Genomic DNA, 21,418 nt, shown 5'->3' on the forward strand with positions numbered 1-21,418 from the left:
CATCGCTGGTGTGTCGTGGGCGCGGGCCGGTCATGGCATCACGACGAGTCGCCTGCCTTTGAGGTCGGTTCGCTGCCAGGCGGTCTCGATGTCGCTCAGCGGGACCTTCTCCACGTCGAAGGTGAGCTCGCCGGACCGCTTCCACGTCACGATCTGCTGGTACGCCTCGTCCATGGTCTGCGGGTCGAGGCCCTTGGCCGCGCCGTAGATCTCCACGCCGGAGGTGCGCAGGCTCGACCCGGCGAGGGCGATCTCGGTGTCGGCCGACTCGCCGATCTGGACGACCCGGGTCGGCTTGCCGAACGCGAACGACCGCGGCACCAGCGCGCGCAGCAGGATCTCGCTGGGCCTGCCCCACAGGTAGTCCACGACGACGTCGTAGCCGTCGCCCTTGGCGTCGAGGTACGCCTGCGCCAGCGCCTCGTCGGAGACCGCGGTGTTGATCACCGTGTCGGCGCCGATGGCCTGTACCTCGCGCAACTGGTCGTCGTCGCGGCCGGTGGCGACGATCCTGCCGGCGCCCAGCAGCCGGGCCACCTTGACCGCGAGCCGCCCGGCGACCCCGGTGGCGCCCTGCACCAGCACCGTCTCCCCGGGGACGAACCCCGCGGCCGTCTTCATCGACATCGCGGTGACGGCCGAGGCCATCACGCTCACCACGGCCGGGTCGATGCCGTCGGGGATCGGCATGTAGGAGCCCTGGGGCACCACGGTCTTCTCGGCGAGCGCGCCGTAGGGCAGGCGGATGTTGCCGAACCCGACGAGCGTGCCGTCCGGGAGGGCGCCGATGCCGTCGAAGGCGGGGATCGCCGGGAACCGGCCGGTGTACTTCTCGCTGGCGTAGTGCGTGCCGGCCGCGATAGCCCTGTCGACGTTCTCGACGGCGACCGCTTTGACGTCGATGATCACCTCGCCGTCGCCGGCCACCGGATCGGGGAAGTCCTCATAGCGCGGGATGCCGCCGGCCTCGTGGAGCACCGCTGCCTTCATCCCAGCTCCTGACCGAACAAGCGGGCGATCCGCGTCTGCCACGCCGCCAGGACGCGAGGCGGACGGGCCGGAGAGTGGTTGAACCCGTGGTGGTGCGAACGGTGATGTGTGAGCGAGTGCCGCTGCCCATGGCCGTGACGGGCCTGGCCCTGGTGCCCGGTCGGCCGCTCGGTGTGCGGGGGAATCCCCGGAATGCGATGGGTTACCCCGTGCAGCAGGTCGCGGAGTGAGTGCCGGTGTCTCATCGTTGCCTCCTCTGACGCATAATCCTCTATCACCGATAGAGTAACCTACCACTGATAGAGTGCGGAAGGGAGGTGCCGGAATTGGCTCTGGACAAGCAGCGGATCGTCACCGAGGCCGTCGCGCTACTGGACGCCGAGGGGCTCGACGGCGTGACCACGCGCAAACTGGCCGCCCGGCTCGGCGTACAGTCGCCGACCCTCTACTGGCACATCCCGAACAAGGCGGCGCTGGTCACCGCGATCGCCGAGGCGATTCTTGAGCAGCAGTTCCCCGAGATGGAGCCGCCCGCGCCGGAGGAGCGCTGGCAGGACTGGCTGATCGGCCTGGCCGGGCGGCTGCGCCGCGCGTTGCTGGCCCACCCGGACGGAGCCCGGATCATCGCGGCCTCCCAGCTGTCCCTGAAGATGGCCGCCATCTCCGAACTGGCGATGAGCACACTGGTCGGGCGGGACATTCCCCTGCGGCAGGCTCGCCTGATCGTGTTGACGGTGTTGCGCTTCACCGTCGGCTACGTCCTGGAGGAACAGCTCGGCCCCCCCGACGCGGACGCCCTGGACGGCTTCGACATGGCCGCCTACGCCGCGGCGTACCCCACCGTGATGGCCGGCGTGGCCGAGTACTTCCGACCCGGCCACACCGTCGACGACCTGTTCCGCGACTGTCTGGAACAGATCATCCATGGTCCTGCCGCGCAGTCCGGCCCCACGTCCTGACCGGTCAGCCACTCCACAGGCGGGCCGGGTGACGCTCTCAGCTCGGTGGGCCGTACGGCTCGATTCTGGGGTCGGAGTAGGGGCCCTCGCCCGCCGCGGGGTCGATGCGGCGGGCGGCGGCCTCGCTCACGCGTAAGCCGTACAGACTCTGGCCGGGGTCGACGCGGTCGATGAGCACCAGGCCGTAGCCGGTGTCGACCTCCTTCTCCGACAGCCCCAGGTGGCGCATGGCCTGCGCGAGTGTTGCCCCGGGCGGGAGTCTTACGGTGACAAGAAGCATGATTTCACGCTACGCGCCGAGCCGTGCGCCGCAACGAGTCGATCATTTCCAGGGGGTCGGCGATCCCGTAGCCGTAGTCGTAGTCGAACCCGACGTCGCTGCGGTCGTCGGCGGTACGGCGGAGCAGGGTGCGGAGCTGGGCGGGAGAGAGGCGGGAGGAAGGCCACTGGGTGCGGATGGCGGCGACGAGGCCGGCGGCGACCGGGCAGGCGGCGGAGGTGCCCGAGTCGGGCTCGCCGTCGCCGAAGGCCTTCGAGCCGGAGAAGTGGGTGTAGGAGCAGATGTCCGGCTTGTTGGCGGTGAGACGGCCGGGGCCCTGGGAGGAGTAGCCGACCCGCCTGCCGAGCGTGTCCACGCCGCCGACGGACAGGACGCTCGGGTGGGAGTTGGCGCCCCCGATCGGGCGCTCGGGGTAGGCGCACCGGCCGTCCTTGCAGTCGCGTCCGCAGTTTCCGGCGGCGAACAGCACGTCGGCTCCCGCCTGGTCCAGGCTGGAAACGATCAGGTTGAACGGGTGGGCCAGGCTGTCGGAGTAGTTGCCGGTATGGCCGACGGGGAAGTCCCAGCGCGGGGAGAAGGAGCCCCAGCTGTTGCTGATCACCAGGGAGCGCGACTCCAAGGGCTGGTCCTCAAGGACGGTGCGCAGGTGGGCGAGGGCCGCCACCGCGTCGGACAGCAGGCCGTCCAGGGCCGATCCGCCCGGGCGCTCGGAGAGCAGCACGGGGATGTCGATCAGTGTCGCCCGGGGGGCGGCGATGAGCGTGTCGAACGCGCACATCGTGCCGTGGTCCACCTTGAATCTGCCGGCCGTGCCGCTCACTCCGCCGGGGTTCCAGCTGCGGCCTGAGTCCAGGATCACGTCCCGGCCGAGGTGCTCGGCGACGTGTGCGGCGTTGATGCCGGTGTCCAGCACCGCGAGCGCCACGCCGGACCCGTCCATGCCCTCGCTCGCGAGCTCGGCGACGTGCAGCAACCGCTCCACGTCGCGCCAGTCGCCCACCGGGGCGTCACCGCCGCAGGTGAGGATCGGCTCGATCACCGGATCGGCGAACACCCCCACCACCTCGCGACGGCGGGTGGGAAGAAGGGTGAGCCGGGTGGACAGCTCGTCGTCGGAGATCTCCCCGCGGACCAGGACCGTGGCCTGGTCGCCGGCGAAGGAGAACGTCAGCGGCTGGTGCAGCGAGAGGGGATCGCCTCCGGCGCCGGGCACGGGGCGGGGCACGGCGACCGGGGCGAAGGAGGGGTCCAGGACGACGCCGGGAAGGGGAGAGGAGACGTCTGCCGTGGTCATGGTCACGGTGGGGTCGGCCACCGCCGCGACGACATCCGGAGAGGGGCGGAGCTGGATCAGGACACGCATGACGCACCACCGGGATTCAGGGGGATAGCAGTTCCCCTACGTTCCTTCATCGGCATCGATCATGTCCACCCATCCATTTCAGCGTCTACCAGTGCTCATGTCCTTCAAACATGACAAACCACAGGCGTGAATTTCCTTCCCTGAGGAGGTGACGATCACTAGCGTTGTACGGCATGACCGCAGCGGCGGAGACGACGCCAACCCCACACCCCGATGTCCGGCACACGCACTGGCTGAGCACCCGGCCAAGGCTGATCGTGGCCAGCGCTTTCATGCTCTTCCTGGAGCTGGCGCTGATCCGGTGGACCGGATCGAACATCGTGCACCTGAGCTATTTCACTAACTTCGTCCTGCTCGGCTCGTTCCTTGGCATCGGACTCGGTTTTCTTCGCGTGGGGCGCACCACACGGCAGCCTTACTACTCGCCGATCGTGCTGGCCATCCTGGTGCCGATCATCCTGCTCTTCCCGGTCACCGTGGACCGGCAGGCCGAGGGCATCCTGTACTGGACGAGCCTGAGCACCAGTGGGCCGCCGGCCTGGCTGATCCTGCCCGTGATCTTCATGGCGGCGGCGATCGTGCTGATGGGCCCCGCGGAGCTGGTCGGGCGGTGCTTCCCCGAGCTGGAACGGTTGGAGGCCTACCGCTACGACCTGATCGGCAGCCTCACCGGCATCGGGCTGTTCACCGCGCTGTCGTTCCTCAGCGCGCCGCCCGTGGTGTGGGGAGCGATCGCCGCGATCGCCTACGCGGTGCTGCTCTGGCCCCGTACGGTCTGGGCGCGGGTGGCGCTGGCGGTGCCGGCGCTGGTCATCGTCGGGGCGCTCGGCATGGAGACGCTGACCGCGGGGGCGCTGTGGTCGCCCTACTACAAGGTGACCTACAAGAACTCCCTGTGGAACGGCGTGCCGCTGATGGACATCAGCGTCAACGGCATCCCGCACCAGCAGGCCACCCCGGCCAAGAGCAAGCTGGAGTGGGAGGGCCAGTACGGCCTGCCGTACGCGCGGTCGGCCTCGGGCAAGCTGGACGACGTGCTGATCGTGGGCGCGGGCAGCGGCACCGACGTGTCGATCGCGCTGTCCAAGGGCGCCAAGCGGGTGGACGCCGTGGAGATCGACCCCAAACTGCTCGAACTCGGCCGCACCTACCACCCGGACAAGCCCTACGACGACCCGCGCGTCACCGCCCACGTCACCGACGGCCGCGCCTTCCTGGAACGTAACTCCGACAAGAAGTACGACCTGATCCTCTTCGCGCTGCCCGACTCGCTCACCCTGGTCTCCGGGGCGAGCTCGCTGCGCCTGGAGAGCTACCTGTTCACCCAGCAGGCGATGGAGGCGGCCAGGGACCACCTCAAGCCCGACGGCGTCTTCTCGATGTACAACTACTACCGCGAGACCTGGCTGGTGGACCGGCTCGGCTCCACCATGCAGGCGGCCTTCGGCCACAAGCCGTGCGTGGACGTCGTCAGCGAGGCCGGCCAGCAGGCCGTGATCACCGCCGGGCTCACCACCGGGACGCAGAAGTGCGCGGCCGAGTGGGCGGGAGCGACCGCGGAGACCCCGCCGCCGACCGGTGACGACCGGCCCTTCCTCTACCTGAAGGACCGGACGATCCCGCAGATCTACATCATCACCCTCGGCCTGATCCTGATCGTGAGCATGCTCGCGGTCCGCGCGGTCGCCGGTCCGTACAGGCGCATGCGCCCCTATGCCGACCTCTTCCTGCTCGGCGTGGCGTTCCTGCTGCTGGAGACCAAGAACGTGACCGGGTTCGCGCTGCTGTTCGGCACCACCTGGGTGGTGAACGCGATCGTGTTCGGCGGGGTGCTGGTCGCCGTGCTCGCCGCGGTGGAGGTGACGCGCCGCTTCCGGGTCCCATCCCTGCCCGTGATGTACGGCGTGCTCCTCGGCGGCCTGGTACTGGCCTGGCTGGTGCCCAACTCCTGGCTGCTGGGCCTGCCGCTGCCGGTGCGCGCGGTGGTCGCCGTGGTCGTGGCGTTCCTGCCGATCTTCGCGGCCAACGTGGTGTTCGCCAAGCGCTTCGCCGACTCGGAGAACGGCACGCTGGCCTTCGGCGCGAACCTGCTGGGCGCGATGGTCGGCGGCTGCCTGGAGTATCTGGCGCTCGTCGTCGGCTACCAGGCCCTGCTGATCGTGGCCGGCCTGATCTATCTCATGGCTTTCGCCCTGCTGCCCAGGACGGCCCGGATCGCCTGAGCACGGGCATCCCGCCGTCACGGGGTCCCGCCGGCTGTACGGCGAGCGCCGGTGGCGGACCGGAGTTCCGATGAGAAAGCCCTGTGGCCCGCACTCCTCCCGAGGAGTGCGGGCCACAGGGCTTTCGGGCGGTGGTGCGGGCCACAGGGATCCGGGCCGGGGCCCGGTGCCGGTGGCGGGGGAACGGGTTTTCAGAACCCGCAGAGGTCGGTGAGGGACTGGGCGGCGGCCTTGCTGCCGTTCTGGGTGGGGGTCTGGCTCGGCAGCGCCGTCGCGGTCCTGGTGGGCTTAGGAGTGGGCGTCACGCCGCTCGCGCCGGGGGAGGCCGTCACACCGGCGGCCTGGGGGCGGCGGACGGGCTGCCGCAGCGCCTTGGCGGTCGCGGTGCGGATCTTCTGCCAGTCGGCGGAGCCGGGCCAGAAGTCCGGCGGCACGAACTGGAGACTGGAGATCTTGGCGTCCTTGACCTTGAGGCCGAGTTCGACGAGGTGCGGCAGCAACTCGCGGGGGATGTCGGTCCTGGCCTGCTTGGCCACACCCGCGATCTTGGTGAAGTTGGTGAGCACGACCTGGGGAGTGGCCTGCTGGGCGAAGGCGCCGATGACGCAGCGCTGGCGGCCCATCCGGGAGAAGTCGTCGCTGTCGACGCGGGAACGGCCGTACCAGAGCGCCTCCTCGCCCGACAGCGTCCGGTAACCGGCCTTGATCGTGCCCGCGGTGCCGAAGTGGCCGCCCCACTTGACGTCGCTGTCCACCCGGATCTTCAGCCCGCCGATGGCGTCCACCAGGTGGGCGAAGCTGAACATGTTGACCAGGGCGTAGTAGTCGATCTTGAGGTTGAGCGTGTAGCCGATGGCGTCCATGAGGGCCTTGGGGCCTCGCTGCCCGGTCTTGCCCGGTACGACGTCGGGGTGTTCCTCGGCGTACTGCCAGATCTCGTTGAGCAGGCCGCCGTTGGGCAGTTCCTTCATGTAGCCGTCGGGAAACTGCTTGCCGAGCGGGGTGTTCGGGGGAAAGCGGACGTGCTGCAGGTTGCGGGGGAGACTGAACAGGACCGTGTTGCCGGTTTTGGTCTGCACGCTGGCCACGGTCATGCTGTCGGTCCGCACGCCCTCCCTGTTGCCGGCGCCGTCGCCGCCGACGAGCAGGAAGTTCACCCGGTCGCGGCCGTTCCACGGGTCCTCGTCCTTGACCGGGGCCACCGCCGGGTTGTTCGTGGCACTCAGGAAGATGCTGTTGGCCGTGTCCTTGATGGTCAGCACGGTGCTCGCGACCAGCGCGAACGGCGCCGTCACCGACACGCAGAGCACACCCACCACGATGCCGGACGCGATCTGGCCTCTGCCGCTCAGCCGGTTGGGCCGCAGGGAGATGTAGGACGAGAGCACCAGCAGGAACCAGCAGAGCGCGCCGACCGCGGCCAGGACCGTCCCGCCCAGGAGCGCGCCGTCCTGGGCGGCGAAGGCGGCGATGTCCGTGCCCAGGACGAGTCCGACGATCAGCGCGGTCAGCAGGAGCGCGCCGAAGATCCCGAGCAGGATGTAGCCGGTACGGCGATGGCCCGCGCGAAGGTGGGCGGCGCCCGGGAGGATCACGGACAGGGCGGTCCAGCCGACGAGCGCGGGGGTGGTCAGTGGTTTGGCGAACCGCATCCGCCCCTTGGGAATCTGACCGCTTTTGGGGGCGTGGCCGGAGGGCCGGGTTTCGGTCTCCCGAACCTGTTCGGGCTGTACGTCCGCCGGATCCTGCGCGTGACGCCGTGTCTGCTCGGCCGACGGGTCCCCCGCGGCCCCCGGTGCCTGCTCGGGGGACCCGTCCTGCGGGTCCTGCGCGGGCTGCCGGCCCTGCTCGCCGTCCTGCGGGGCTCGCGAAGGAGGCGGCTCCTGCGGGTCCTGCGCGGACTGTCGGCCCTGCCCGTCCCGGGGGGCTCGCGGGTGAGACGGGTCCTGCGCGTCGGCCGATCCTCGCACCTCAGATGGTCCCTGCGCGTCGGATGAGCCGTCCGTGCCGTCGGGATCCGGGCCGTGGCCCGCGCTGCGCCGCCGGGGGCGCCGTTTCCCACCTTCACTGGCGAGATCCCCCGAGTCTTGCCCAAGGCGCATCGTCACACCGCTTCCTACTACGTCTTATCCCGGTCCACCTGGCAAAACAGCCAAAGTTCCCTGATTCCACGGAATTGTCAGGATTCTAGCCCTCATACATGGACATGGAAGACAGATGACCAATTTGTGGTTAATGGCCCCTTACACTACGCGGTCGCCGAGGCTGGGTCCGAGCGTCGCCGGGGCCGGGTCCTGACGAGGGGCGGAGCGCGGGAGATGGGCGGCCCGAGGGTGGAAGCGGTGGTGGGGGATATCGTCCACCGCCTGCCGTGCTGTCTCCCTGTTACCCCAGACGTCCGATATGGCCGCAGAGGCTTGGACGTTTGTCGAATTTAGGGCGTAAGGATACTGATTTCTCATACGTCACTAATGTCGCTGCATTCGGTTACATTCCGAAATCATCCGAGGTGATCTCCGCGATGTGCGGGACCCAGCCAGGTGCTGTGTCCTAGCTTCAAAGTCATGAATCTGCAGCAGCTCCGCTATGTGGTCGCGACGGCGGAGCATCGCACCATGACCGACGCGGCCAGGTCGCTGTACATCGCACAACCTGCACTTTCACGTGCGATAAGGGACTTGGAACGAGAGCTCGGGATGACGTTGTTCGCCCGTTCCGGACGTGGCGTGGTTGTCACGGCACAGGGACGCCGGGTCGTCAAGCTGGCCCGGGAGGCACTCGACGCCGTTCGCGAGATCGAGGCACTGTCCACGCATGGCCATTCGTCCGATGCGGAACTTCGCATCGCCTCGACCCCCAGCCTTGAGCCGGGGCTGGCCGGACGTCTCCTTCCCGCCTACACCGCCGAACATCCCGGCGTTCGTGTCCACATCGTCCGCTGTGACGGACGGGACGGCGTGATCAGCGCCATCAGGGACCAGAGGGCCGATCTCGGCCTGACGGACCTGCCCGTCCCCACCGACCTGATCAGTCACCCGCTCGAGCGTCAGGAGATCGTCCTGATCTCCCCGCCCGGCGTGAACCTGCCCGACCCGGTGCCGATGAGCAGGCTCAACGGCATGCGGTTGATACTGCCGGCTCCCGGCAGTTCACGGCGCAGGGAGTTCGACGCGCTGTTCGCCAAGCACGGCGTCACCCCGGTGGTGGCGGCACAGCTGGACGAGCGCGGCAACTGGCTGAACACGGTCCGCTCAGGTACGGCCTCGCTGCTCTGGTACCGGGGGATGGCCGAACAGGCCACCCGGGCAGGGCTGGTGGTTCGCACCCTCGATCCCTCGGTCCGCCGGGTGATCGCCATTGTCCACGCGCGACGGCGGCTGCCCGCCATCGCCCAGGAGTTCCTGACCGTGGCCGAAAGTGGGTCGGCCGCCTAGGAACGTGCTGGTTTTCTGTTTCCCCAGAGGCGGCGCAGGTGGGAGCGCCGGCCTCTCCGACACCGGGTTATAGGCTCGGTCTCGATGACTATCCTGCGCCTGCGTGGCCGTGAGTTCCGGCCCGGCGAGTTCGCGATCATGGCTGTGGTAAACCGCACCCCCGACTCCTTCTTCGACAGAGGCAGGACGTACGGCTTCGCGGCGGCACTCGACGCGGTGAACGGGGCCGTCGACGACGGCGCGGACATCGTGGACATCGGTGGCGTCAAGGCGGGCCCCGGTGACGAGGTGAGCCCCGCGGAGGAGATCCGCCGGGTGGCCGACCTGGTCGCGGCGGTCAGGGAGCGCCACCCTCAACTGATCATCAGTGTCGACACCTGGCGTGCCGAGGTCGGCGAGGTCGTCGCCGAGGCGGGCGCCGACCTGCTCAACGACACCTGGGGCGGAGTCGACCCCGATCTGGCGAGGGTCGCCGCCAAGCACGGCATCGGCCTGGTCTGCGCGCACGCCGGACGCGTCGCCCCCCGCACCCGCCCGCACCGCATCGCCTACGCCGACGTAGTCGCCGATGTCGTCGCCCACACCGCGGATCTGGCCGATCGCGCCGTCGCGGCGGGAGTTCCGCGGGAGTCGATCCTGATCGACCCGGCGCACGACTTCGGCAAGAACACCTGGCACTCCCTGGAGGTGAGCCGCCGCCTGCACGAGATGGTCGCCACCGGCTGGCCGGTGCTCGTCGCGGTCTCCAACAAGGACTTCGTCGGCGAGACCCTCGGAGGACTCCCGGTCGACGAGCGCCACGCCGGCACGCTGGCGACCCTCGCGGTCTCCGCCTGGCAGGGTGCCCGGGTCTTCCGGGTGCACGACGCCGCCTCCGCCCGCACCGCGTTGGCCACCGTCGCCAAGCTGCGGGGGTAGCCCGCCTCGATGCCGGGCCGCGACGCCGACACGAAGGGTCGTCTCCCGCTGCCCGCCGGATATGTCAGCGGAAGTCATGGACTAGAAGCTAGGTCAAGAAACGTAGAGCGGTCATAACCCGATGGGCAAGCCTCGGTCAAGAAAGCGGAAGCCGTACGACGGCCCGGAGCCCCGGTGAGGCGTCCTCCAGGTGGACCGCGCCGCCGTGGGCGTGGACCGTCTCGCGGACGATCGCCAGCCCCAGCCCCGCCCCGCCCTCGTCGCGGCTGCGCGCGCTGTCCAGCCGGGTGAACCGGTCGAAGACCCGCTCCCGGTCGGGCTCGGGGATGCCGGGGCCGTCGTCGGTGACGGTCAGTATCGCGTCGGCCCCCTCGGTCCGCAGCTCGACCACCACGGGGGCGGTGGTGTGCCGCAGCGCGTTGTCGACGAGGTTGACCAGCACCCGACCCAGGTCCAGCGCGTCCCCCGTCACCACGATCGCTCCGGTCGCCCGCTCAGGGTCTTCTGCCGGCTCGATCGCCTCGTGGGTCCGCTCCACCTCTCCCGGTGACTCGATCGTCCCGGGGAGCCGGCCGGTCGGGGCGCCCGCGATCTTCACGGTGACGGTCTCGCCGTACCGTTCGGCGGTCTGCGGGACCAGCCGATCCAGCTCCACCGGCTCCCTGCGCGCCAGCGCGCCGCCGCGCTCGTCCAGGCGGGCCAGCGCGAGCAGGTCCTCGGCCAGCCGGGCCAGGCGCATGGTGTCCTCCAGCACGCCCTCGGCCGTCTCCCGCCAGTCCTGCCCCTCCGGATAGCCGAGCGCCACCTCCAGCTGGAGCCGGATGCTGGCCAGCGGGCTGCGCAGCTCATGCGCGGCGTCGGAGACCAGAGCCCGTTGCCGGGCGTCGGCCTTCTCCAGCCGGGCCAGCATGGCGTTGAGCGTGGTGGCCAGGCTGTGGACCTCGTCGTGGGACTCGGGCACCGGCAGGCGGCGGGAGCGGGCGGTGCCGGTGATCTCGTCCGCGCCCCGGCGCAGCGCGGCGATGGGCCGCAGGGTGCCACCGATGATCACCCAGCTGGCTCCGGCGAGCAGTATCAGCAGCAGCGGCGTGCCGACGATCAGCACGTGGCCGGCCGTGCTGATGCTGGCCTGCACCTCGCTGAAGGGACGCGCGGCGATCACCGCCTGCCCCCGGTCGGCGCTGAGCACCCGGACCCGCAGCACGTGGGGGATCCCGTAGGGGGCGCCGTCCAGGAACTGAGCCTCGCCCCTGCCGATCGCGGTTCGCCGCTCCTCGGCGTCCAGCAGCGGGACCAGCCTGTCGGTGCCGGTGGTGGCGTGGGTGATCCACCCGGCCGCGTCGAGCACCTGCAGAAGGGTGCCGTCGGGCGAGGTCATCCCGTCCGGCAGCCGCCCGGCGTCGGCGAGCGAGACGGTCTCCCGGGCCCGCTGGTAGATCGATTCGTCGATGGTGTCGATCAGCGATCTTCCGAGCACCCCGAGCATCACGTAGGCCGAGACCACCAGCGCCACCGCGAGCACGGCCGAGGCCACCGCGGTCAGCCGGAAGCGCAGGCTTTTACGCCGCCACCAGCCGACCGTGCGACGCGCCTCGTGGGCGGCCGGATCAGCCGCCATCGCCGACCAGCCGGTATCCCGACCCCCGGACGGTCTGCAGCGCGTTCTTGGAGAACGGCACGTCGATCTTGCGGCGCAGGTAGCCCACGTAGACCTCGACCACGTTGGGATCGGTGTCGAAGGTGTCCCAGACGTGCTCCAGGATCTCGGTCTTGGAGACCACCTCGTCGTGGCGGCGGATCAGATACTCCAGGAGCGCGAACTCCCTGGGCGTCAGCTCCACCGGTGTCTCGCCCCTGGCGACCCGGCGCCGCGCGGGGTCCAGCGACAGGTCCCCGGCCCGCAGTACGGAGGGGCGCTGCTTGGCCCCTCGCCGTAGCAGCGCCCTCAGCCTGGCGACCAGCACGACGTAGGAGAACGGCTTGGTCAGGTAGTCGTCGGCGCCCAGGTCGAGCCCGTCGGCCATGTCGTACTCGCCGTCCTTGGCCGACAGCATCAGGATCGGCACCCAGTTCTCCTCGGCCCGCAACTGCTTGCAGACGTTGTAGCCGGAGAGCCTGGGCAGCATGATGTCCAGCACCACCACGTCGTACTCACCCTGCCGGGCCAGGTGCAGGCCGTCCTCGCCGTCGTGCGCGAGATCGACCGCGAACCCCTCGGCCTGCAGCCCGCGCTGGAGCGCCGCGGCAATCCGCCGCTCGTCCTCTACGACGAGAACCCGCATAGCTGCCCCTTTCACCGTGGACGCCCATCTTCGACCAGCCGACCTGAGAGGCGGCTGAGAACCCTGTGAGCCCTCTCAGTCTGTCTCAGCTTCGGCACAGGACCGGTCGCGCAAGCTGAGGAGTGACAGGGTTTACGCCATAGCGTGGAGGAATGAGATGCCGGACCAAGCAAGTCAGGGCAGACAGGGCAGACAGGGCCACGCGATGAAGTGGGCCGTGCCGATCGCCGCGGTCGTGCTGGTCGCCGGGGCCATCGCCTCCGGACCGGTCATCGCGGCGGTTCAGGGGGATCCCGTGCTGCCCGAGCGCACCGCCGAGCAGCTGCTCGCGGACGCCGCCCAGGCCACCCGGGCCGGGCTGAAGCCCATGTCGGGCACCGTGATGCAGACCGCCTCCTTCGGCCTTCCCGGGCTGCCCGCGGTGCCGGGCATGGGGGGCTCCTCGCCCGTGGCGCTGCTGGCCGGCTCCCACGAGCTCAAACTCTGGTACGGCGGGGCGAACCAGATCCGGCTCGCCCTGCCGGGGCGGATGAGCGAGACCGACCTGATCGTCAACGGCGACCAGGCCTGGCTGTGGGAGAGCGCGGAGAACAAGGCCACCCGGATCAAGATCGACGCCCAGGCGGCGCAGGCCAGGATGGGGGAGGTCCAGAAGGCCCAGAAGGCGCTGCCCATGGCGACCACCCCGCAGCAGCTCGCCCAGGAGCTGCTGAAGGAGACCGGCGCCGACACCGTGGTCAGCGTCACCAACACCGAGAAGGTCGCCGACCGCGCGGCCTACCAGCTCGTCCTCGCGCCCAAGGACGGCTCCTCCCTGGTCAAGGAGGTCAGGCTGGCCCTCGACGGGGAGACCCTGGTCCCGCTGCGGGTTCAGGTCTACGCCAAGAGCGCGGCCGAGCCGGCCTTCGAGGTCGGCTTCACCTCGGTCACGTTCACCCCGCCCTCCGCCGAAAACTTCGCCTTCACTCCGCCCGCGGGCTCGAAGGTCGTCGAGGAGAAGCCGCTGGACGCCCTCGCCGCCCAGCGGGCGAAGGCCGAGCAGATGGGGGCCGAAGGGCTCAGGGAGAAGGTCAGGACCGTCGGCGACAGCTGGACCACGGTCGCGGTGCTCCCCTTCTCCGCGCAGGACCTCAAGGGCCAGGCGCCGAAGGAGCAGGGCGGCCCCGGTGGGCAGGACGCGAACGCCATCGTCGACGCTCTCCTGAAGTCGGCCAAGCCGATCAGCGGGACGTGGGGGAGCGGCAAGGTCATCCAGACCAAGCTGGCCTCCGCGCTGCTGACCGACGACGGCCGTCTGCTGGTCGGCGCCGTCACCCCCGAGAAGCTGGCCGAGGCGGCCGGGCAGAAATGAGTGGGATGCCGGGACACACCGGGGGAGCCGTGCTGACCGCCGACGAGCCGTCGGCGGCCGGTACGGCCTCGGCCGGGGACTGCTCGATCGTCACCCGAGGGCTGACCAAACGGTTCCAGGGTGGGCAGGTGGCCGTGAACAGCCTCGACCTGGCCGTGCCCAGGGGGTCGGTCTTCGGCTTCCTCGGCCCGAACGGCTCGGGAAAGACCACGACCATCCGCATGCTGCTCGGCCTGGTCGCGCCGACCTCGGGCAGCTGGGAGCTGCTCGGCACGCCGATGCCGGCCGGGGTGTCCGGCGTGCTGCCGAGGGTGGGGGCGCTGGTCGAGGGGCCGGCGTTCTACCCGTACCTGTCGGGTGAGGCGAACCTGCGCCGCTACGACGCCGCCGGCCCGTCGGCGGATCCCCGTACGGCGGGGATGAGGATAGGGCTCGCCCTGGAACGGGTGGGCCTGGCCGCCGCGGCGCGTAAACGCTACCGGGCCTACTCGCTGGGCATGCGCCAGCGGCTGGCCATCGCGGCCACGCTGCTCGGCCCGAGGGAACTGCTGATCCTGGACGAGCCGACCAACGGCCTGGACCCGCAGGGCACCCGCGAGGTGCGGGGGCTGGTCAAGGAGATCGCCGCCGAGGGGACGACGGTGTTCGTCTCCTCCCACCTGCTGGCCGAGGTGGAGCACATGTGCTCCCACGTCGCCGTCATGCGGACGGGAAGGCTGGTCGCGCAGGGCCCGATCGCCGAGTTCCGCGAGCTCCGAGCCGGTGAGGCGGTCAGGATCCGGGTGGAGAGCCCGGACACCGCCGAGGCGGCGGCCGTACTGGCGGCTCTCGGGCTGGACGAGATCCGCCTCGGCGACGCCGAGGTCAGCGCCGAGCTGGGAGCCGAGGCCCCGGAGCGGATCTGCGCCGCGCTGGTGGCGGACGGCGTCGCCGTGCGCGGCCTGGCCGTCCAGCGACCGAGCCTCGAAGACGTGTTCGTAGGCCTGACAGGGAAGGGTTTCGATGTCGACGGTTAGCGGGGAACCGATCACGCGAAGAGGCGCGGGCAGGGGCGCGGGCGAGGACGTGAACGGAGACGTGGGCGGGGCCGCGGATGGAGACACGGGCGTGGGGGCGGCCGCGGATAGAAGCGCGGGCGTGGGCGGGGCCGCGGATGGAGACACAGGCGTGGGGGCGGCCGCGGATGGAGGCGCGGGCGTGGGAGCCGGGATCGTGGGGGCCGGGGCCGTGAGGACGGCCGGGGGCGTGAGGACGGTCTCCCCCGCGCGGGTGATGGGCGCCCCCCGGGCGTGGCTGCGGCTGCTCGGCTCCGAGGTGGGCCTGACCTTCCGGCGGCCGAGGAACATCGTCATGCTGGCCGTGCTCGCCCTCGTCCCGGTGCTGATCGGCATCGCTCTGCGGACGTTCGGCGGGCCGGGCGGGGGCGGGGGCGGTACGGCGATCTTCGAGCAGGTGACGGGGAACGGGCTGTTCCTCACCTTCGTCGCGCTCTCGCTCCTGGTGCAGCTGCTGCTTCCGGTCTCCGTCGCGGTGGTCGCCGGAGACTCGGTCGCCGGAGAGGCGGGCATCGGAACGCTGCGCTACCTGCTCGTGGCACCGGCGGGCCGGACCCGCCTGCTGGCCGTCAAATACGCCAACGTGGTCGTCTTCTGCCTGGCGGCCGTCACCGTGGTCGCGCTGTCCTCGCTGCTCGTCGGGCTGATGCTGTTCCCGGCCGGCCCGATAACCCTGCTGTCGGGAGGGACGATCTCCCTGCTCGAAGGCGTGCTCAGGATCGGGCTCGTCGTGCTGTACGTCACGGCCGGCATGGCGGCCCTGGCCGCCGTCTCGATGGCGCTCTCGACGCTGACCGAGGTGGCGATCGGGGCCGTCGCCGGGACCGTGGTGCTGGTCATCGTGGCTCAGGTCCTCGGTGCCTTCCCCCAGCTCTCCGCGCTCCAGCCGTACCTGCTGACGAGCTGGTGGAACGGCTTCGACGGGGTGCTGCGCGATCCGGTCGCCACGGGGGAGATGGGGCAGGGGCTGCTGGCCTTCGCCGCCTACGTCGTGGTCTTCGGCTCGGTCGCCTGGGCCCGCTTCACCAGCAAGGACATCACCTGCTGACCGCCTGATTTCGTATACAGTATGGCCCTTGAAACGGCCCGGGCATAATGTGTTCTTTGTCGGCCCGATTTCACCGAATGGTGATCCGCTTCGCCGCAGGGCGAACCGTTGATCGACGCCGGCACGGGGTGCTGATGAGTAGTGATGTGACGATTTTGAACCGGCCGCCGGCACAGAGGCTGCCGTCCGAGGTGACCAGTTTCGTGGGGCGTCGGCACGAGGTGACCGACGTCAAACGTTTCCTGTCCGGGGCCCACGTGGTGACGCTCACCGGCGCGGGCGGGGTCGGCAAGACCCGGCTGGCCCTACGGGTCGCGGCCGACGTGCGGCGGGCCTTCCGAGACGGTGTGTGGCTGGTCGAGCTCGCCGCGCTGGACACGCCGGAGCTGCTCGTCCAGACTGTGGCGGGAGCCCTGGACATCCGGGACCGCTCCTCCCGGCCACGCCTCGAGGTGCTCGTCGAGCACCTGCGGGAGAAGCAGGCGCTGGTCATCCTGGACAACTGCGAGCACCTGCTGCACGAGTGCGCCGTGCTCGCGGAGACGTTGATACGCGTTGCCCCCGACCTGCGGATCCTCGCCACCAGCCGGCAGCCGCTGGGGATCGCCGGTGAGCAGACACTGGCCGTGCCGCCGCTGGCGCTGCCGGACTCCGATGTCCCGAGGCCGTCCGTCGAGGCGCTCGCGCAGTGCGACGCGGTGCGGCTGTTCGCCGAGCGGGCCGGGGCCGTCCTGCCCGATTTTGCCGTCACCGACGACAACCGGGAGGCCGTGGAGGGGATCTGCCGCCGGTTGGACGGCATTCCCCTCGGGATCGAGTTGGCGGCCGTACGGCTGCGGGCGCTCTCCGTCCAGCAACTGCTCGACCGGCTGGACGACCGGTTCCGGCTGCTCACCGCGGGTTCGCGGGCGGTGCTGCCCCGCCACCAGACGCTGCGTGCCCTGATCGACTGGAGCTACACCCTCTGCACCGACCAGGAGCGACTGCTCTGGGAGCGCGTCTCGGTGTTCTCGGGCGGTCTGGGCCTGGAGGCGGCCGAGACGGTCTGCTCCGGGGACGGCATCGACCGCGAGGAGATCGTCGACCTGGTGATCGGGCTGGTGGACAAGTCCGTCCTGATCCGGGAGGAGTATCCGTCGGGGGTGCGTTACCGGCTGCTGGAGACGATCCGGCAGTACGGCCGTGACCGGCTGCGGGAGTCCGGGGAGGAGGAGGGGCTGCGGCGCCGGCACCGTGACTGGTGCCAGGATCTGGTGACCCGCGCCGAACGGGAATGGTTCGGACCGAATCAGGTGATGTGGTTCACGCGCCTGCGCGGCGAGCACAGCAACCTCCGCACGGCCCTGGACTTCTGCCTCACGGCACCGGGCGAGGTCGAGCGCGGGCTGGCCATCGCCACGGCCATGCGGTTCTACTGGATCGCGGCCGGTTTCCTGCACGAGGGGCGGTGCTGGCTCAACCCGCTTCTCGCCGCCGGCGCGGAGCGGAGCGTCTTCCGTGGCCGGGCCCTGTGTGTCAACGCCCGGCTCGCGGTCCTCCAGAGCGACTTCACCGCGGCGGAGTCGATGCTGGAGGAGAGCCGGTCGCTGGCCAAGGGGTTCGGCGACGCGGCGACCCTCGCTCAGATCGCGTATGTCTCCGGTCTCGCCGCGCTGGTCCGGCAGGACCTGACGAGGGCCGCGACGCTTCTCGAGGAGGCACTCGACCGTCACCGGGCGGTAGACGATCAGGTGGGCGAGGTGAACTCGCTGATGTACCTCGCCACCGCGCACTCGTGCCTCGGCCACTCCCGCCGGGCCGTCACGTTGTTCGAGACGTGTCTGGCGATGTGTGAGACCCGCAGCGAACACTGGTTCAGGTCCTACGTGCTGTCCGTCTTCGCGATCGAGATGTGGCAGCAGGGCAACACGGCGAGGGCGATCGAGATGGAGGGCGAGAGCATCCGGCTCAAGCAGCCCTTCAACGATCGGCTGGGCCTCGCCCTGTGCGTCGAGGTGATGGCCTGGATCGCGGCGGGCAGGGGCGACTACGAATGCGCCGCCCAGCTGCTCGGCGCGCTGCGGGGGATCTGGCGCTCCGTCGGCGGGCCCCTGTTCGGCTACCTCGCCGGATACCACTCGCAGTGCGAGGCGGTGACTCGCGAGCATCTCGGTGCGAAGAAATTCGACGCCGCCCTGCGCAAGGGGGTGGGGCTCACCTTCGACGGGGCGCTCGCGTGTGCCCTGCAGGAGAAGGCGCCCGCGGGCGAACAGTCCGAGGAGGCCGAGCGGCCGTCGCCGCTGACCCCCAGAGAGACGGAGATCGCCCAGCTCGTCGCCCAGGGATTGAGCAACAAGGAGATCGCGGCGTCCCTGGTGATCGCCCAGCGCACCGCCGAGGGCCACATCGAGCACATCCTGAGCAAGCTCGGTTTCCACTCACGCGCTCAGATCGCCGTCTGGGTGGGCGAACGGAACCGCGCCGCCGACGACGAGCGTCCTCCCGAGGGCACCTGACCCGATCATCGAAAGGCGGAGGCCCGTTCGGGGGGAGGGGCGGGGGGAGCTCAGATTTCGGGGTGGGCGCGTACGGGCAGCTCGAACCAGACGACTTTGCCGGTGGCGGTCCGGATGCTGCCCCAGCAGCAGGACAACAGGTCGATCAGGTGCAGTCCGCGCCCTCTGTCCTCGTCCTCGCGGGCCTGGTACACGGAGGGCAGCGCGGAATCCGAGTCCTCGACCTCGCAGCGCAGCAGGCCGTCCTGGAGGGAGAGGGTGAGCCGGATCGTCCCGTGCGCGTGACACAACGCGTTGGTGACCAGCTCGCTGACCAGCAGCTCGGTGATCCCGCTCTGGCCGTCGACCCCCCACTCGGACAGCTGGGAGCGGGCCAGGCGTCGTGCCTTGCCCACGGAGCAGGGCCGGGGGGAGAACCGCCAGGAGATTTCCCGGGAGGAGCCGAACATGAGTTCACCGATGCGGCTGATGATCGCCCTGAGCCTGGGCCAGGCACGCACCTGATCGTGCCCGTCTTCGGGGGCGCTCCGGGAGAGGGGACGTCCTCCGAAGACGGGCGCGATCGGCGGGGGTGGGCCGGTTCGCAGGCGCGTCGTTCCCGCTCGCAGGTCGGCGGGAACGGAGGCGCGGTTCATGCGGCCTGCCCGTAGGGGTCATGGTGAGCGGGGATGCTGCGCCCGTCGGGCATGAGCTCGCCGGTGTCGTCAAAGATCACTACACCGTTGCACAGCAGACCCCATCCCTGCTCCGGGTGAAAGGCCACGAGGAACGCGGCCTCATGGTCGGGAGCGTCGGCGGGGGGGCATTGCGGTTGGTGTTGACACATCACTCGTACCTGTGATCCTTCGATGACTGCTGTGGAAGTTCTCACCACTCATCAGAATGGTCTCCGAGGGATGGGGATGTAACGGGATAAACCCCCCCATTCATACCTATTGCGTAATGCGTAGGTAGCCCCTCGGTAGGTATGCCGTGACCATCGGCCGCCGGTTTCCCCTTGTGGGTAAGACTTTCGCAACCCCGCACCCTCGTAACGGCCGGTGGAGGAGCGTGGATCGGGGCGTCGTTCCTCCGGGTAAAGAAACCGCGACTCAGCCGGGACGGTTCTCCGACACGGTGTCGCGCAGGCGGTAGAGAGCGGAGTTCACCCGTTCGAGGGCCTCCTCCTCGGGGAGTTCGGGCTTATCCGGCGTCCGTCCCGCGCGGATGTCGGCGGCGATGTCCTCCAGGGCCGCCACCACGGCGTGGACGGCCTCCTCCGAAGGCGGCGGCATGCCGTGGTCGGTGCGTGCGGCGGTGGCGGCGGACGCGTCGGTCAGCTGTTCCAGCGAGACCAGCGCGGGCAGCCAGGTGGTGATGCGCCCACTGATCGCGGGGGGCTCGGTCACCGCCCGCTGGAAGACCGTCCGCAGGTCGGCCAGGGCGTCGTAGGCCTTGCGGAGGTGCGTCGACCTCGTGCCGTCCCACGGGTCGAACGCGTGCCGGAGGTAGCCCGCGACGGCCGACAGCACCTCGGCGAACTGCGGCCCGACCGGCGCCTCCCAGCTCGCCGACCACGGCAGGTACCCCAGCAGGAGAACGATCAGGCACCCGATCAGGGTGTCCAGCAACCGGATCTCCGCCAGCTTCGGCCCGCCGTGGGTCAGCAGGTCGACCAGGAGCAGGACCAGCGGCGCCTGGAAGGTCGACATCAGGCCCCAGTTGCGTTGCATGCCGTACGGCAGGAGCGCCGCGAACACCGCGATCGGGATCAGGATCGCCGGGCCGTACGGCACCACGAGCAGCACCGCGGTGCCGATCAGCGCGCCCGCGAAGGTCCCGAGCGCGCGCTGCACGGCGCGGGCGAACACCGACCCGAAGTCGGGCTTGAGCACCAGCGCGACGGTCAGCGACGTCCAGTAGGACCGCTCGAACAGGTCGAGCTCGCTGATCGCGGCGGCGGCCCCCATGCAGAGCGCGAGCCGGGCCGTGTAGACGCGGGTGAGGTGGCCGTACCACATCTTCCCCCACATCGCGCGGAGCCGGTGGGCGTGCCCGACCGGCTCGTACGGCAGCTGGTCGGACGCGACCTCGCGGCCGGACACCAGCTCGACGGCCTCCCGCACGGCCGAGCACAGGGCGCGGAGGGCGGGCGAGTCGCACTCACACGGCCGCGGCTCGGAGGGCTCACGCCCTCCGGCAATCGCCTCCGTGAGATCCTCGACGGTCTCCGCCGCCTCCCGGGGCGGCTCGCGTCCCTCGTGGTCCAGCGAGATCAGCGCATTGCGGATCAGCGACGCCTGGTTCAGCAGGGCGACCAGGCGGCGGCGTTCGGGATCCGTCCCCGCCGCCCTGGAGCGGGCGCCGAGCACGGTCTCGTAGCCGTTCTTGAGGGTGATGTCGAACGCGACGAGCGTGTCGGGGTCGCGGCTGGAGAACAGCAGGGAGAGCGTCCGGTAGACCGCGATCACCGAGGCCTCCTCCGCCGCCCGCGGACGGGCCAGCCAGCCGGTCACCGCCAGTGCGACGGCCCACCCCGCGCCGAGCACGAACATCAGCGCGTTCTGGCCGGGTGATCCCGGCACCTCTATGCCGGCGCCGATCACGGCCATCACGAGCAGCTGGAGCCCCGCCATCGAACCCGTGGCCCCGACCGTGCTGATCAGCGCGGACACCACCGAGACGACCACCAGGAACAGCACGGTCCACCAGCCGTGGCCGTGGACCAGTGCCCCCGCGAGATATCCCAACCCCCCGGCGAGGCCCGCCGCGCCCATCAGGATCGTCCTGGCCCGGTACGACCCGCCCCGGTCGCTCACCGAGGCGGTCATGGCGCCCATGGCCGGCAGCAGGCCCGCCACGACCTGCCCGGCGGCCACCCCCAGGATGAGGGGGGTGGTCACGGCGACGGCCGTGCGCAGCATCGGCCCCCACCGCAGCGGCGCCGGCGCCGGCCGTACGGTCTCCACGAGCCAGCCCGGAGCGGCGCCGGCCAGCTGGTCGGCGGCTCGCCGGAAGAGCCGGGGCATCAACCGCGCCGGG

18 protein-coding genes are annotated in these 21,418 nt (G+C 70.3%); 8 read left to right on the forward strand and 10 right to left on the reverse strand.

Going from position 1 to position 21,418, the window contains the following annotated elements; genetic code table 11:
• Positions 1-30: 30 nt before the first annotated feature.
• Together CHC08_RS16720 and CHC08_RS48285 are read right to left on the reverse strand one after the other, a co-directional pair.
• A complete protein-coding gene (locus CHC08_RS16720; protein ID WP_089208209.1) occupies positions 31-990 on the reverse strand; it encodes a quinone oxidoreductase family protein in 960 nt (319 codons plus the stop codon).
• Complete coding sequence (locus tag CHC08_RS48285; protein WP_143653240.1) at positions 987-1,235, reverse strand: hypothetical protein; 249 nt, start codon at positions 1,233-1,235, stop codon at positions 987-989. Before CHC08_RS48285 ends, CHC08_RS16720 begins: the two co-directional genes overlap by 4 nt.
• 72 nt (positions 1,236-1,307) lie before the next feature.
• Here CHC08_RS48285 and CHC08_RS16725 point away from each other — a divergent pair, with 72 nt between their 5' ends.
• Positions 1,308-1,949 carry a TetR/AcrR family transcriptional regulator C-terminal domain-containing protein gene (locus tag CHC08_RS16725; RefSeq protein WP_218825336.1) on the forward strand — a complete coding sequence of 214 codons (642 nt, stop codon included), beginning with the start codon at positions 1,308-1,310 and terminating at the stop codon, positions 1,947-1,949.
• Between the two features lie 37 nt (positions 1,950-1,986).
• Here the strand turns inward: CHC08_RS16725 and CHC08_RS16730 are convergent, their stop codons facing one another.
• Complete coding sequence (locus CHC08_RS16730; RefSeq protein WP_089208211.1) at positions 1,987-2,229, reverse strand: hypothetical protein; 243 nt, start codon at positions 2,227-2,229, stop codon at positions 1,987-1,989.
• Positions 2,230-2,233: 4 nt separating this feature from the next.
• Positions 2,234-3,592, reverse strand: coding sequence for a S8 family peptidase (locus CHC08_RS16735; protein WP_089208212.1), 1,359 nt, complete (start codon positions 3,590-3,592; stop codon positions 2,234-2,236).
• 173 nt (positions 3,593-3,765) lie between these two features.
• On the opposite strand from CHC08_RS16735, the gene CHC08_RS16740 reads away from it, so the two are divergent.
• Positions 3,766-5,814, forward strand: coding sequence for a spermine/spermidine synthase domain-containing protein (locus tag CHC08_RS16740; RefSeq protein WP_089208213.1), 2,049 nt, complete (start codon positions 3,766-3,768; stop codon positions 5,812-5,814).
• 191 nt (positions 5,815-6,005) lie between these two features.
• Here the strand turns inward: CHC08_RS16740 and CHC08_RS16745 are convergent, their stop codons facing one another.
• Entirely contained in the window at positions 6,006-7,784 is a 1,779-nt protein-coding gene (locus tag CHC08_RS16745; protein ID WP_245878363.1) for an LCP family glycopolymer transferase, read from the reverse strand.
• Between the two features lie 594 nt (positions 7,785-8,378).
• Between CHC08_RS16745 and CHC08_RS16750 the strand changes: the two genes are divergently transcribed.
• Positions 8,379-9,248, forward strand: a complete 870-nt coding sequence (locus CHC08_RS16750; RefSeq protein WP_089208215.1) for a LysR family transcriptional regulator — start codon at positions 8,379-8,381, stop codon at positions 9,246-9,248.
• Positions 9,249-9,332: 84 nt separating this feature from the next.
• Positions 9,333-10,166, forward strand: coding sequence for a dihydropteroate synthase (gene folP / locus CHC08_RS16755; RefSeq protein ID WP_089208216.1), 834 nt, complete (start codon positions 9,333-9,335; stop codon positions 10,164-10,166).
• Between the two features lie 136 nt (positions 10,167-10,302).
• Here the strand turns inward: folP and CHC08_RS16760 are convergent, their stop codons facing one another.
• Together CHC08_RS16760 and CHC08_RS16765 are read right to left on the reverse strand one after the other, a co-directional pair.
• Positions 10,303-11,784, reverse strand: coding sequence for a sensor histidine kinase (locus tag CHC08_RS16760; RefSeq protein ID WP_089208217.1), 1,482 nt, complete (start codon positions 11,782-11,784; stop codon positions 10,303-10,305).
• Positions 11,774-12,448: a response regulator transcription factor gene (locus CHC08_RS16765; RefSeq protein WP_089208218.1), complete on the reverse strand. Its 675-nt coding sequence runs from the start codon at positions 12,446-12,448 to the stop codon at positions 11,774-11,776. Before CHC08_RS16765 ends, CHC08_RS16760 begins: the two co-directional genes overlap by 11 nt.
• A 157-nt stretch (positions 12,449-12,605) precedes the next feature.
• On the opposite strand from CHC08_RS16765, the gene CHC08_RS16770 reads away from it, so the two are divergent.
• The 4 genes from CHC08_RS16770 to CHC08_RS16790 all read left to right on the forward strand — a co-directional run bounded on the left by CHC08_RS16770 (position 12,606) and on the right by CHC08_RS16790 (position 18,397).
• Complete coding sequence (locus tag CHC08_RS16770; RefSeq protein WP_089208219.1) at positions 12,606-13,799, forward strand: LolA family protein; 1,194 nt, start codon at positions 12,606-12,608, stop codon at positions 13,797-13,799.
• Positions 13,800-13,804: 5 nt separating this feature from the next.
• A complete protein-coding gene (locus CHC08_RS16775) occupies positions 13,805-14,815 on the forward strand; it encodes an ABC transporter ATP-binding protein (RefSeq protein ID WP_089208220.1) in 1,011 nt (336 codons plus the stop codon).
• A complete protein-coding gene (locus CHC08_RS16785) occupies positions 14,802-15,902 on the forward strand; it encodes an ABC transporter permease (RefSeq protein ID WP_245878364.1) in 1,101 nt (366 codons plus the stop codon). The genes CHC08_RS16775 and CHC08_RS16785 overlap by 14 nt, the downstream gene beginning before the upstream one ends.
• A gap of 146 nt (positions 15,903-16,048) precedes the next feature.
• Positions 16,049-18,397 (forward strand): ATP-binding protein, encoded by a 2,349-nt coding sequence (locus CHC08_RS16790; RefSeq protein WP_245878365.1) that lies wholly within the window; start codon positions 16,049-16,051, stop codon positions 18,395-18,397.
• Positions 18,398-18,447: 50 nt separating this feature from the next.
• Here the strand turns inward: CHC08_RS16790 and CHC08_RS16795 are convergent, their stop codons facing one another.
• The 3 genes from CHC08_RS16795 to CHC08_RS16805 all read right to left on the reverse strand — a co-directional run bounded on the left by CHC08_RS16795 (position 18,448) and on the right by CHC08_RS16805 (position 21,405).
• On the reverse strand, positions 18,448-19,032 hold the full coding sequence (locus CHC08_RS16795) for an ATP-binding protein (RefSeq protein WP_089208221.1): 585 nt from the start codon (positions 19,030-19,032) through the stop codon (positions 18,448-18,450).
• A complete protein-coding gene (locus tag CHC08_RS16800) occupies positions 19,029-19,223 on the reverse strand; it encodes a DUF5999 family protein (protein WP_089208290.1) in 195 nt (64 codons plus the stop codon). The genes CHC08_RS16795 and CHC08_RS16800 overlap by 4 nt, the downstream gene beginning before the upstream one ends.
• A 265-nt stretch (positions 19,224-19,488) precedes the next feature.
• A complete protein-coding gene (locus CHC08_RS16805; RefSeq protein WP_089208222.1) occupies positions 19,489-21,405 on the reverse strand; it encodes an FUSC family protein in 1,917 nt (638 codons plus the stop codon).
• Positions 21,406-21,418: the final 13 nt, after the last annotated feature.

The organism is Streptosporangium subroseum, from assembly GCF_900188345.1.
In the GTDB taxonomy this organism is placed as follows: domain Bacteria; phylum Actinomycetota; class Actinomycetes; order Streptosporangiales; family Streptosporangiaceae; genus Streptosporangium; species Streptosporangium subroseum.